General features: G+C 31.0%; 11 protein-coding genes. 5 read left to right on the forward strand and 6 right to left on the reverse strand.

Translation table 11 applies throughout. The features are described 5' to 3' along the window. Nucleotides 1–55: 55 nt before the first annotated feature. The 6 genes from galE to MKD41_RS14680 all read right to left on the reverse strand — a co-directional run bounded on the left by galE (nt 56) and on the right by MKD41_RS14680 (nt 6,412). Nucleotides 56–1,075, reverse strand: coding sequence for a UDP-glucose 4-epimerase GalE (galE, locus tag MKD41_RS14655; RefSeq protein WP_240228717.1), 1,020 nt, complete (start codon nt 1,073–1,075; stop codon nt 56–58). Next, on the reverse strand, nt 1,075–2,205 hold the full coding sequence (locus MKD41_RS14660; RefSeq protein ID WP_240243093.1) for a DegT/DnrJ/EryC1/StrS family aminotransferase: 1,131 nt from the start codon (nt 2,203–2,205) through the stop codon (nt 1,075–1,077). The genes galE and MKD41_RS14660 overlap by 1 nt, the downstream gene beginning before the upstream one ends. 87 nt (nt 2,206–2,292) lie before the next feature. After that, the gene (gene cysM, locus MKD41_RS14665; RefSeq protein ID WP_240243094.1) at nt 2,293–3,180 is read right to left on the reverse strand and encodes a cysteine synthase CysM; all 888 of its coding nucleotides are present in this window, start codon (nt 3,178–3,180) and stop codon (nt 2,293–2,295) included. Further along, nucleotides 3,177–3,971: a serine O-acetyltransferase gene (locus MKD41_RS14670; protein ID WP_240243095.1), complete on the reverse strand. Its 795-nt coding sequence runs from the start codon at nt 3,969–3,971 to the stop codon at nt 3,177–3,179. The genes cysM and MKD41_RS14670 overlap by 4 nt, the downstream gene beginning before the upstream one ends. Nucleotides 3,972–4,026: 55 nt before the next feature. Then, nucleotides 4,027–5,142, reverse strand: coding sequence for a 3-isopropylmalate dehydrogenase (gene leuB / locus MKD41_RS14675; protein ID WP_240243096.1), 1,116 nt, complete (start codon nt 5,140–5,142; stop codon nt 4,027–4,029). Between the two features lie 94 nt (nt 5,143–5,236). Next, on the reverse strand, nt 5,237–6,412 hold the full coding sequence (locus MKD41_RS14680; protein WP_240243097.1) for a 2-isopropylmalate synthase: 1,176 nt from the start codon (nt 6,410–6,412) through the stop codon (nt 5,237–5,239). A 149-nt stretch (nt 6,413–6,561) separates the two neighbouring features. Between MKD41_RS14680 and MKD41_RS14685 the strand changes: the two genes are divergently transcribed. From MKD41_RS14685 to ilvC, 5 genes are all read left to right on the forward strand, one after another. Further along, a complete protein-coding gene (locus MKD41_RS14685; RefSeq protein WP_240243098.1) occupies nt 6,562–8,106 on the forward strand; it encodes a hypothetical protein in 1,545 nt (514 codons plus the stop codon). Nucleotides 8,107–8,532: 426 nt separating this feature from the next. After that, a complete protein-coding gene (gene ilvD / locus MKD41_RS14690) occupies nt 8,533–10,215 on the forward strand; it encodes a dihydroxy-acid dehydratase (protein WP_240243099.1) in 1,683 nt (560 codons plus the stop codon). A 4-nt stretch (nt 10,216–10,219) separates the two neighbouring features. After that, nucleotides 10,220–11,953, forward strand: coding sequence for a biosynthetic-type acetolactate synthase large subunit (ilvB, locus tag MKD41_RS14695; protein WP_240243100.1), 1,734 nt, complete (start codon nt 10,220–10,222; stop codon nt 11,951–11,953). A gap of 1 nt (nt 11,954) precedes the next feature. Continuing rightward, entirely contained in the window at nt 11,955–12,476 is a 522-nt protein-coding gene (ilvN, locus tag MKD41_RS14700; RefSeq protein WP_240243101.1) for an acetolactate synthase small subunit, read from the forward strand. 196 nt (nt 12,477–12,672) lie between these two features. After that, the gene (gene ilvC / locus MKD41_RS14705; protein WP_240243102.1) at nt 12,673–14,145 is read left to right on the forward strand and encodes a ketol-acid reductoisomerase; all 1,473 of its coding nucleotides are present in this window, start codon (nt 12,673–12,675) and stop codon (nt 14,143–14,145) included. Nucleotides 14,146–14,147: the final 2 nt, after the last annotated feature.

Below are 14,147 nucleotides of genomic sequence, written 5' to 3' on the forward strand. Positions count from 1 at the left end.
TTATATTTGAAAGCCCTTTTTTAATAGTGTATTGTTACTAAAAAATAGTAACTATTTATTTTTCGCTATTTAAAGCTTCTTGCCATTTCCAGGCAGAAAGTAAAGCCTCATCTAGAGTTAATTCAGCTTTCCATCCAAGTTCTTCATTTGCAAAATTTGTATCGGCATAAGCGGCTGTAATGTCGCCTTCTCGTCTATCTACTAATTTATAGTTTACTTTTTTACCAGTAACTTTTTCAAAAGTATTTATAACTTCTAAAACAGAATTTCCTTTACCAGTACCTAAGTTAAAAATTTCATATTGAGCTTTGTTATTATTTTCAATAAGTCTTTTTAAAGCAACAATATGTGCTTTTGCTAAGTCAACTACATGAATGTAATCTCTAACGGCTGTACCGTCAGGTGTATCGTAATCACTTCCAAAAACGGAAAGTTCTTTACGTATTCCAGCTGCAGTTTGTACTACATAAGGAATTAAGTTTTGAGGTATTCCAATAGGTAATTCACCAATTTTTGAAGATTCGTGTGAGCCAATTGGATTAAAATAACGCAATGCAATAGCTTTTAAATCTGAAATTTTGGTAGCATCTTTTATAATTTCTTCACCAATTTGTTTTGTATTTCCGTAAGGAGATTCCGCAGGTTTTATAGGTGCATTTTCTGTAATTGGAAGTTCATCTGCTTGTCCATAAACGGTACAAGATGAACTAAAAATAAAGTTATTTAAGTTGTTAGCTTTCATTTCTTGTAAAATAGAAATTAAACTACCAAGATTGTTTTCATAATATTCTAATGGCATTTGAACACTTTCACCTACTGCTTTAGATGCTGCAAAATGAATAATTCCATCTACTTTATTATTTGCGAAAAAATCTTTAACAGCAGTTTTTTCTCTTAAATCGATATTAAAATATGTAGGTTTTGTTCCTGTAATTGAAGTTATTTTATCTAAAACTTCAATGCTTGAGTTTGATAAATTATCAATAATAAGAACTTCGAAACCTTCATTTTGTAACTCTACAACTGTGTGTGAGCCAATAAATCCTAACCCTCCAGTAACTAAAACTTTTTTCATTATTTATTTATAAAATTTAAAATTGTTGATGTTATAAAATTTAATTGTTCTTCATCTAATTCTGTGTGCATAGGCAAAGAAATAACAGTATCAATTAATTTATTTGTTACTTTAAAATCATCCTCATTATAACGTTTGTCTGTATATGCTTTTTGGCTGTGTAATGGTACAGGGTAATAAATGGCATTTGGAATTCCATTATCCAGTAGATGTTGGTGTAGTTCGTTTCTTTTACCATTTAAAATTTGTAGTGTGTATTGATGAAAAACGTGTGTTGTAAAGTTACTTTTGGCAGGTGTTATAATGTTTTCATTTCCTGCAAAAGCATTAGAGTAGTACGCAGCGGCTTTTTGTCTAGCTTCGCAATAAGCATCTAAAAGAGGTAATTTTACATTTAGAACAGCTGCTTGTACGCTATCTAGTCTAGAATTAACTCCTACAACATCGTGGTAATAACGTTTGTACATTCCGTGGTTTACAATTCCTCTAATTGTATGAGCTAAATCATCATCATTTGTAAAAATAGCACCACCATCTCCATAACATCCTAAGTTTTTAGAAGGAAAGAATGATGTTGTTCCAACGTTTCCAATAGTTCCTGCTTTTTTAGTTGTGCCATCTTTAAAGGTATAGCTAGCTCCAATTGCTTGTGCTGTATCTTCAATAACAAATAAATTATGTTCTTTTGCAACTTCTAAAACTGCATCCATATTTGCACATTGCCCAAATAAATGTACAGGAACAATAGCTTTTGTTTTTGGAGTGATTGCTTTTTTTAGTGCTTCAATATTTATATTGAAAGAGTCCTTTTCAACATCAACCAAAACAGGTGTTAAGTGTAAAAGGGCAATAACTTCAACAGTTGCTGCAAAAGTAAAATCAGCTGTAATAACCTCGTCTCCAGGTGCTAGGCCTAATCCCATCATTGCAATTTGAAGTGCGTCGGTACCATTTGCGCAAGGAATTACATGTTTTACATCTAAATATGTTTCTAAATTTTTTTGAAAAGAGTGGACTTCAGGTCCATTTATATAAGCTGCAGATTTTAAAACTTCTGAAATTTTTGAGTCTACTTGCTCTTGAATTTTAGCGTATTGACTTTGAAGGTCAACCATTTGTATTTTTTTCATGGTGAGTTTTGTATGTATTCTAACAAACAAAAATACAATAAAAGAGGTTGCTATCCAATCTAAAATACGGATACTTGCTATAACGTTTTATTCAAATAAATCTGATGATAAATACCGGTCTCCACGGTCGCAAATAATAGCAACTATAACTCCTTTTTCTATGGTTTTAGCTAATTTTAAAGCAGCTGTTACTGCTCCTCCGCTACTCATTCCTGCAAAAATTCCTTCTTCTTTTGCAAGTCTTTTTGTCATTTCTCTAGCTTCTATTTCGCTAACTTCAATAACGGTATCAACTTTTTTAGGATTAAATATTTTAGGTAAAAATTCTGGAGACCATTTTCGAATACCAGGAATTCGAGAGTTATCGGTTGGTTGTGCTCCAATAATTTGAATGGTATTATTTTTTTCTTTTAAAAAAGTTGAAGTTCCCATAATGGTTCCTGTTGTACCCATTGCCGAAACAAAATGAGTTATTTTTCCATCGGTGTCTCTCCAAATTTCTGGGCCAGTAGTTTTATAATGTGCTTTCCAATTATCTTCATTGGCAAACTGGTTAAGCATTTTATATCCTTTTTCTGTTACCATTTTTTCTGCATAGGCTCTTGAGCCTTCAATGCCAGTTTTACTAGATGTTAAGGTTACTTTTGCGCCATAAGCTTGCATAGTTTGCACTCTTTCTTTGGTTGAGTTTTCTGGCATAACCAACTCAATTTTAATTCCAAATTGTTGTGCAATCATTGCTAATGCAATACCTGTATTTCCACTTGTAGCTTCTATTAAATAATCATTTTTTTTGATGTTTCCTTCTTTTAATGCTGTAGCTATCATATTAAAAGCAGCTCTGTCTTTTACACTTCCTCCAGGGTTGTTTCCTTCTAATTTAAGATAGAGCGAAACATGTTCTTTAGTTAAAATGTTTTTGGTTTTAATTAAAGGTGTATTTCCTATAAAATCGAATAAACTTTTGGCTATCATTTGTTTTTGTTTTGTTTCAATCTAGTCTCAGCTTTGTGATAGACTAAAGAGTTTTCAGGGATTGATTCTGTTATCCAAACGTTACCTCCAATAATGCTATTTTTACCAATAACTGTTTTTCCTCCAAGAATGGTTGCATTGGCATAAATAGTTACATTTTCTTCAACTGTTGGGTGTCTTTTTACATTTTTTAATTCTTTTGAAACTTGTAAGGCACCTAAGGTTACGCCTTGGTATATTTTTACGTGATCTTTTATAAAACAAGTTTCACCAATTACGGTTCCGGTTGCGTGGTCTATAAAAAACGATTTTCCAATAGTTGCTCCTGGGTGAATATCTGTACCTGTTTTGCTATGTGCGTATTCGCTCATTAACCTTGGTATTAATGGAGTTTTAAGCAGGTGTAATTTATGGCTTAATCTATAAATAGCAATTGCGAAAAAACCAGGATATGCTAAATAAACTTCTTCAATATTATTAGATGCAGGATCGCTATTTACCAATTCTTGCGCATCTAAATTTAGATTTTCTAAAATTTCTGGAAGTTCAGATAAAAATGAGGCCCAAATATTACTACAAGCTTCAACATCAACTTTACAAGCTAATTTGTAGATTTCATCAAAATCTAATTCTAATTGTTCAATATTTTTGGCAACACACGCATTTGCATCGAATAATGTGTAAAATAAATTATCGGTAAATTTCTCTGTTTTAGTTTTTAAACTAAAGTCTAAATGAGGTCTGTTTTTACTAGAAATAATTTTACGTATGCTACGTTCTTTGTCAGTCATAGTGCTTCTTTACTTATTTGTCGAAGAATTTTTAATTGCTAACAATTAATGCTAATTAAATAATTGTAGATTGTCCTAGGTCTATATTATTTTTGTTGTAAAAAGTATTTTCATCATCTAAAATAAAATCGCTTAAAAAGTTTCCAACATTTGTTGTAGAGAAGTGATTTGTGCTATTTAAATCGGGAGTTGTTATATTTAATTCAATCGATTTTTCTACAGCAGCTCTAATTGCATCAGCTTCTTCGTGTAATTCAAAATGGTCTAGAAGCATTGCTGCAGATAAAACAGCAGCTAAAGGATTTGCAATATTTTTACCTTTAGCTTCTGGGTATGAGCCATGAACTGGTTCGAACATTGCATTGTTTGCACCTATTGAAGCGGAAGCTAGTAAGCCTATTGAGCCTGAAATTACACTAGCTTCATCAGATAGGATATCTCCAAACATATTTTCAGTTAAAATTACATCAAATTGCTTTGGGTTTAATATTAATTGCATTGCAGCATTATCAACAAGTAAAAAGTCTAAATTTACTGTAGGATAATTTTTAGAGACTTCAATTACGCGTTTTCTCCATAATCTAGATGTTTCTAGTATGTTAGATTTGTCTACTAATGTTAATTTTTTACGTCTTATTAAAGCGCTTTTAAAAGCTAAGTGAGCAATTCTATCTATTTCATCAATAGTGTATTTACAGGTGTCTGTTGCTTCGTTGCCGTTTTCGCTTAATTCTTTATCTCCAAAATATATTCCACTTGTTAATTCTCTATAAATTACAAAATCAACATCTTTTATAACATGTGCTTTTAAGTTAGATTGGTCAATTAGCGCATCATATGTAGTTAAAGGGCGAATATTAGCAAATAAACCTAAACTTTTTCTAAGCTCCAGTAAGCCTTGTTCTGGTCTTACTTGGGCATTTGGGTCGTTATCGTATTTAAGTTCTCCAATAGCACCAAATAAAATAGCATCTGCATCTGCACATGTTTTTAAAGTAGTTTCAGGCAATGGGTTTCCAGTTTCTTCTATTGCAATAGCGCCAATATTTGCATATTTATATACAAATGTGTGTTTGTATTTTTCAGCAATTGCATCTAATGTTTTTGCTGCTTGCTGTATTACTTCTGGACCAACTCCATCGCCTGGAAGCAAAGCGATATTTAATTTCATAACTATATTAATTCAGTGTTTTAAATAAAAAATTTATGTGAAATTAAGTTATTATTTTTAAAAAAACACAAAATTAATAGGATTATATTTAGAGCTATAGTTTAATGCTTGTTTTTTTAATTTTATTTAATTCCATAAGGTGATGAATATCGTTATTATTCACTTCTTTATGAAAGTCTGCAAACTTTAAAAACTGAGGATATAAATCATCTAATTCTATTTTTGTTAAGTCATAACCTATGTTTTTGGCTCTATAGGCTAAGGCAGCTCTACCGCTTCTGGCAGTTAAAACAATTGAAGATTCGGTAACACCTACATCTTCTGGATTCATAATTTCGTAAGTTTCTCTATTTTTAATTACTCCATCTTGATGAATTCCTGAACTATGGGCAAAGGCATTTTCACCTATAACAGCTTTGTTTGGTTGTACCGCCATTCCCATACTGCGTTGTACTAATAAACTAGTGTCATATAATAGTTTAGTATTTACTCCAGTGTCTAAATTTAAGTATGGATGTTGTTTCATAATCATTACAACTTCCTCTAAAGCAGTATTTCCGGCGCGTTCTCCTATTCCATTAATAGTACACTCTATTTGGCGTGCACCATTTTGTATTCCTGCAATAGCATTTGCGGTTGCTAAACCTAAATCGTTATGGCAGTGGCAAGAAATAGTTACATTGTCAATACCTTTAACATTTTCTTTTAAGTATTTTATTTTTGCACCATATTCATCTGGTAAACAGTATCCTGTAGTATCTGGAATGTTTAAAACAGTTGCACCAGCTTTAATAACTTGTTCTAACACTCTTGCTAAATATTCGTTATCTGTTCTTCCTGCATCTTCAGCATAAAATTCAACATCTTCAACAAACTTTTTAGCATATGCTGTAGCTTCAAAAGCACGTTCAATTATTTTATCTTGTGTAGAATTAAATTTGTATTTAATATGAGATTCGGAAGTACCTATTCCTGTGTGTATTCGTGGTTTTTTTGCAAATTTTAATGCTTGTGCAGCAATTTCAATATCTTTTTTGTTTGCTCTAGTTAAACCACAAACTGTAGCATCTTTTACTAATTTTGATATTTCTTCTACTGACGTAAAGTCTCCTGGGCTAGATATAGGAAATCCTGCTTCTATAACATCTACCCCTAATAAATCAAGTCGTTTAGCAATTACTAATTTTTGTTCAGTATTTAACTTGCAGCCTGGGACTTGTTCTCCATCTCTTAACGTCGTATCAAAAATTTGGACTCGATTTTTACTCATTTCTAATTTTTTTTTATCACTTTTGAATACCAAAAATATGGTTATACGTTTTTTATAATTACTATAAATATGATTGTTTACTATATTCAAACAAGTTGTATTTTTTACAAGTAATTAACAATCAATAATTTAAAAATAAATTAGTTACAATGGCTATTGATCAAAAAGATTCGCTTTTTAGTTTGGTGAAGTCGCTTTCTAAATCTGAAAAGCGACAATTTAGGTTATATGTAGGGAGATTAGGTGGAAATGCCGATGCAAATTTTATTTCTTTATTTAATTTATTAGATAAGGTAAATGCTTATGATGATAAACTAATTTTAGAAAAAACAAATATAAAAAAGCAACAAATATCAAATACAAAGGCGCATTTGTACCGACAAATATTGGTGAGTTTAAGGTTTAATCCAGTGCATCAAAATGTGCGAACTCAAATTAGAGAACAATTCGATTTTGCTACAATTTTATATAATAAAGGGCTTTATAAGCAAAGTCTTAAAATTTTAGATAAAGCTAAAGATTCTGCAATTAATAATGGAGAGAACAATTTAGCTTATGAAATTGTTGAGTTTGAAAAAATAATTGAATCACAGTATATTACTAGAAGTATGAGTAATAGAGCTGATGAACTTACAATACAGGCAAAAGAGTTAAGTCTAAAAAATATTAGAATAAGTAAATTGTCTAATTTATCATTGCAGTTGTATAGTTTAATGTTAAAAATTGGTTATGCAAAAGATAATGAGGATTCTAAAATGTTAACCGACTACTTTCAAAAAAGATTGCCAAAGTACGAATTGTCTGAGCTCAGTTTTACAGAAAAACTTTATTTATATAAGGCGTATTTGTGGCATAGTTTAATAAAACAAGATTTTGTTTCTAGTTTTAAATATGCACAAAAATGGGTAGATTTATTTGATGCAAAACCTGAAATGAAAAAACAAAATCCTGTTTTTTATTTAAAAGGGGTTAATTATTTGGCTGAAGCTTTATACCTTATTAAATATAGAAAAAAGTTTAAAAAAGTATTAGAAAAGCTAGATTTTGATATTAAAAATAATATAATTGTTTTAAATGAAAATACTAAAACACTTGCGTTTTTGTATTACAATCAGAACAAGTTAAGCTTGTATTTTTTAGAGGGTAATTTTACAGAAGGTTTAGATTTTGTTCAAAAATTATTGGTTGAAATAAAAGAGTATGAAGGTAATATAGATGCGCATCATATTATGGTGTTCTATTACAGAATTGCATGTATGTATTTTGGAGCAGGAGATAATGAAACTTGTATTTTTTATCTTGAAAAAATTATTCAAAATAAAGATTTAAAAATGCGAGAAGATTTATTGTGCTTTTCAAGGGTTTTAAATTTAGTGGCACATTATGAAGCTGGGATAGATTATAATATTGAAAAATTGATAGTTTCAACGTATAAATTTTTGTTGAAAATGAATGATTTACATAAGGTACAGCTTAAAATGATTGATTTTTTAAAGAATCTAAGTAATATTTATCCACAAGATTTAAAGAAAGAGTTTATTAAACTTCATGCAGAACTGAAAAAATATGAAGATCACCCTTTTGAAAGGCGTGCATTCTTATATTTAGATATTTTATCTTGGTTAGAAAGTAAAATAAAAAATGAGCCTGTTGAGTTAATTATTCAACAAAAAGAAAAAAAACTTTTAAAGTAAAAAAAATTGTTACATATTTGTAGCTCAATTATGGCAAACATCAATATTAATATCATTTCTATTATTGTCTCTGTGATTATTCACAAGTAGATAGGGATGTTATTATAATTAATTAATATAGAATTATTGAAGCCTTCCTAAATTTTTTAGGAAGGCTTTTTTTGTTTTAAGCAATTTGTAAGTGAAATAGGGTTTTATGTTGCTTTAGGTTTTTTTATAAAATAATCATTGTAAAACAAATTGAATTAAAGTGTTGCAATATAGTGTGTTAGGTTGAATTATTAGGTTGTGGCTATTGTAAAAAAAGTAAATGGAATAATGATAAAATAAATGACTAAAGTAAATTTGTATCTCATTATAAAGTAAATAATAAAAACGAGTTATTTTTAAATATAATTCAAAATAGATAAAGAAACTTTAAATTAAATGCAGTTAAATAAATATAGTAAAAGAGTTACTCAAGATGCTACGCAACCAGCAGCTCAAGCAATGTTATATGGAGTGGGGTTATCTGAAGATGACATGAGAAAGCCACAAATTGGTATTGCTAGTACAGGTTACGATGGTAATCCGTGTAATATGCACTTAAATGGTTTAGCTGGTAAAATTAAAGAAGCTGTTAACAACAATAATGAAGTTGGTTTAGTTTTTAATACTATTGGAGTAAGCGATGGTATTTCTATGGGAACTTCTGGAATGAACTATTCTTTGCCTTCTAGAGATGTTATTGCAGATTCTATTGAAATAGTAATGAATGCGCAAAGTTATGATGGTTTAGTTACTGTTGTAGGTTGTGATAAAAATATGCCAGGAGCAATTATGGCTATGTTGCGTTTAAACCGTCCATCTTTAATGGTGTATGGTGGAACTATTGCTTCAGGAAAATACAATGGAAAAAAATTAAATATTGTTTCTGCTTTTGAAGCTTTAGGTCAAAAAATAGCAGGAGAAATAACTGAAGAAGAATACAAAGAAATTATAAAAAATGCAATTCCAGGTGCAGGAGCTTGTGGTGGAATGTATACTGCAAATACAATGGCTTCTTCAATTGAAGCATTAGGATTTGCGCTGCCTTATAATTCTTCTATTCCTGCAGAAAATCCACATAAAGAAAATGAAATCGAGCGTATAGCAGCAGCAATTAAAAATTTATTGGAGTTAGATTTAAAACCTTTAGATATTATAACTAAAAAATCGTTAGAAAATGCGATTGCTTTGGTAAATGCTTTAGGAGGTTCTACAAATGCAGTGTTGCATTATTTAGCAATTGCACATGCTGCTGGAATTGAATTTACATTAGAAGATTTTCAGCGTATAAGTGATAAAACACCTTTAATTGCAGATTTAAAACCCAGTGGAGAATACTTAATGGAAGATATTCATGGAGTAGGTGGTACACCAGCTGTAATGAAATATTTGTTAGATGAAGGTTATCTACACGGAGATTGTATGACTGTTACAGGCAAAACATTGGCTGAAAATTTAGCAACTGTAAAACCATTGAGTTTTGAAGATAAACAACAGGTAATTCATCAAAAAGAAAAAGCATTAAAATCTTCTGGAAATCTTCAAATTTTATATGGAAATCTTGCAACAGAAGGATCTGTAGCAAAAATAAGTGGAAAAGAAGGTAATTTGTTTGAAGGAAAAGCAGTTGTTTTTAATAGCGAACAAGAAGCAAATGATGGTATTGGAGCAGGAAAAGTGTCTAGAGGCGATGTTGTTGTAATTAGATATGTTGGTCCAAAAGGTGGACCAGGAATGCCAGAAATGCTAAAACCAACTTCTATGATTATGGGAGCAGGTTTAGGAAAATCTGTCGCTTTAATTACAGACGGACGTTTTTCTGGTGGAACGCACGGGTTTGTAGTGGGACATATTACGCCAGAAGCTCAAAACGGAGGAGGAATTGGATTGGTAAAAGATGGTGATATAATTGTAATAGATGCAGTTAATAAAACTATAAACATGAAAATTTCTGACGCTGAAATGTTAAAAAGAAAAGAGCAGTGGAGAGCACCAAAATTAAAACATACAAAAGGAATATTATATAAATATGCAAAAACCGTTTCATCTGCTTCAGAGGGATGCGTAACGGATAAATTTTAAACCTATGGAAACATTGAGTAAACAGGTTCAAGAAAAAAAGAAGGCAGCAGCTGTTAAGATTACAGGTGCTGAGGCAGTTCTAAAATGTTTATTAGAAGAAGGTGCTGATTTAGCTTATGGCTATCCAGGCGGTGCCATAATGCCAGTTTATGATGAGATTTATAAATATCGTGAAAAATTTCATCACGTTTTAACACGTCATGAGCAAGGGGCAATACACGCTGCACAAGGTTTTGCACGTGTAACAGGAAAACCAGGAATTGTCTTTGCAACTTCTGGCCCAGGAGCTACAAACTTGGTAACTGGTATTGCAGATGCACAAATAGACTCTACACCATTAGTTTGTGTTACAGGGCAAGTAGCATCACATTTATTAGGGTCTGATGCATTTCAAGAAACAGATATTATTGGTATTTCTACACCAGTAACAAAATGGAATTATCAAATTACTAAGGCTTCAGAAATACCTGAAGTTATGGCTAAAGCATTTTATATAGCTAAATCTGGACGTCCAGGACCGGTATTAATTGATATTACAAAAGATGCACAGTTTGGTGAGTTAGATTTTGAATATAAAAAATGCGAAAAAATAAGAAGTTATAGAGCTATTCCTAAATTCGATATTGAAAAAATAAAAGAAGCAGCTACACTTATTAATGCAGCAAAAAAACCATTAATAGTTTGGGGACAAGGAGTTATTATTGGTGAAGCTGAACAAGAGTTTAAGAATTTTATAGAAAAAACTGATATTCCATCGGCTTCAACAGTTTTAGGACTTTCGGCTTTAGAAACAAACCATCCATTAAATGTTGGTATGGTTGGTATGCACGGAAATTATGCGCCAAATGTTTTAACTAATTCTTGTGATGTTTTAATTGCAATTGGAATGCGTTTTGATGATCGTGTTACAGGGAGTTTAAATACATATGCTAAACAAGCAAAAGTAATTCATTTTGAAATTGATCCTGCAGAAGTAGATAAAAACGTAAAAACAGATGTTGCCGTATTAGGAACTGTAAAAGAAACATTAGCAGAAATTATGCAATATGTTGAAAAATCAGATCATAAAATATGGATGCAAGAGTTTGATAAGTTACTTCAAATTGAAAAAGATGAAGTTATTAATGATCAATTAAATCCAACAAAACCTGGATTGACAATGGGTGAGGTTTTAGGTGGAATTAACAAAGAAACTAATGGCGATGCTGTAATAGTTTCAGATGTAGGTCAACATCAAATGTTTGCCTGTCGTTATGCAGATTTTATTAAAACTAGAAGTAGCGTTACTTCGGGAGGTTTAGGTACTATGGGATTCGCTTTGCCGGCTTCAATTGGTGCAAAAATTGGTGCTCCAGAACGTGAAGTTGTTGCAATTATTGGAGATGGAGGTTATCAAATGACTTGTAATGAGTTAGGTACTATTCTTCAAACAAAAGCAGCAGTTAAAATTGTAGTTTTAAACAATAGTTATTTAGGTATGGTACGCCAATGGCAAGAATTATTCTTTGACAAACGTTATGCTTCTACAGAAATGATAAGCCCAGATTTTGTAAAATTAGCTGGAGCTTACGATATTGAAGCTAAAAGAGTTTCTAAACGAGAAGATTTAGATGGAGCAATTAAAACTATGCTGGCTTCAAAAGAAGCTTATTTTTTAGAAGTTGTTATTGAGCAAGAAGATAATGTTTTTCCAATGATACCAACAGGAGCAAGTGTTTCAGATATAAGATTAAGTTAAGATGGAAGTAATAAAAAAATTAACATTTTCAGTATATACTGAAAATAACGTAGGGATATTAAATCGACTTTCCGCAATATTTTTAAAACGACATATTAATATAGAAAGTATGTCCGTTTCAAAATCGGAAATAGAACATGTACACAGATTTACCTTTGTGGTAAATATTTCTAAAGAATTAGCTAGAAAAGTTGCTGGACAATTAGAAAAACAAATTGAAGTAATTCGTGCTTTTTATCATACAGAAGATGAAATTATTTATAATGAGACTGCTTTGTTTAAAATTTCTACCAAACATTTACATGATGAGAAACTTCAAAAGAAATTTAAATTTAGAAGAGCTCATATACTTACAATAACTGAAAGTTTTTTTGTTATTGAAGCATCTGGCACAAAAGAGAATATTGATAAAATGTACAGGAAATTAAAACCTTATGGCTTGTTGCAGTTTGTTCGTTCAGGACGTATTGCAATTACACGACCAAAAATGGAAATATCGCAATTATTAAAAGAAATTAATTAAGATGAAATGCCTGTAACAGAATAAAAAAAGACCAAAGTAGAAGTAAACCTAAAATTTTGGTTTATAGAGGTGAAATTTTGGATGTTATGGGTTTAGAATTAAATAAAAAAATAAGTTAAAAGTTTAAAAGAGTTTAAGAGAAAAAAATAATCATTCAATTCTTTAATCTTTAAATAATAAATAAAAAAACAAAAAAATGGCAAATTATTTTAACACTCTTTCGTTAAGAGATAAGTTAGATCAATTAGGAAGATGTAGATTTATGGATTCTACAGAATTTAGTGAAGGTGTAGAAGCTTTAAAAGGAAAAAAAATAGTAATTATTGGTTGTGGAGCACAAGGTTTAAACCAAGGTTTAAATATGAGAGATTCTGGTTTAGATGTTTCTTATACATTAAGACCAGCTGCAATTTCAGAAAAAAGACAATCTTTTTTAAATGCATCTGAAAACAACTTTGAAGTTGGAACTTATGAAGAAATGATTCCTACGGCTGATTTGTTAATCAATTTAACGCCAGATAAACAACATACCGCTGTAGTTTCAGCAGTAATGCCTTTAATGAAAAAAGGTGCTGCATTATCTTATTCTCACGGATTTAATATTGTTGAGGAAGGTATGCAAATACGTAAAGATATTACGGTAATAATGGTTGCGCCTAAATCTCCTGGTTCTGAAGTAAGAGAAGAATTTAAAAGAGGTTTTGGAGTGCCAACTTTAATTGCTGTACATCCAGAAAATGATCCTGAAGGAAAAGGTTGGGATTATGCAAAAGCTTATGCTGTTGCTACTGGTGGACATACAGCTGGAGTGTTAGAATCTTCATTTGTTGCTGAGGTAAAATCAGATTTAATGGGTGAGCAAACGATACTTTGTGGATTATTGCAAACAGGTTCTATTTTATGTTTTGATAAAATGGTAGCTGAAGGTGTTGATGCGGGTTACGCTTCAAAACTAATTCAATATGGTTGGGAAACAATCACAGAAGCTTTAAAACATGGAGGTATTACCAATATGATGGATCGTTTATCGAATCCAGCAAAAATTGCCGCATTTAATGCTTCAGAAGAATTAAAAGATATTATGCGTCCATTATTTCAAAAACATATGGATGATATTATGAGTGGTCATTTTTCTAAAACAATGATGGAAGATTGGGCAAATGACGATGTAAACTTATTAACTTGGAGAGCAGAAACCGGAGAAACTGCTTTTGAAAAAACACCAGCTGCTGATGTAGAAATTTCTGAGCAGGAGTATTTCGACAACGGAGTATTAATGGTGGCGATGGTAAAAGCGGGTGTAGAATTAGCTTTTGAATCTATGACAGAATCTGGAATTATTGATGCTTCAGCTTATTACGAATCTTTACACGAAACACCATTAATTGCAAATACAATTGCACGTAAAAAATTATTTGAAATGAACCGTGTAATTTCTGATACTGCAGAATATGGTTGTTATTTATTTGACCATGCTTGTAAGCCTTTAATTGCAGATTATGTAAATAAAACACCAAGTAATTTTGTTGGTAAACCATTTAATGATGGTGAAACAGGAGTAGATAATAAAGAATTAATAGAAGTAAATGCTGAAATTAGAAATCATCCAGTTGAAGAAATTGGAGAGTTTTTAAGAGCATCTATGACTGCAATGATTAAAATAGTTTAAAG

The organism is Lutibacter sp. A64, assembly GCF_022429565.1.
Taxonomy (GTDB): domain Bacteria; phylum Bacteroidota; class Bacteroidia; order Flavobacteriales; family Flavobacteriaceae; genus Lutibacter.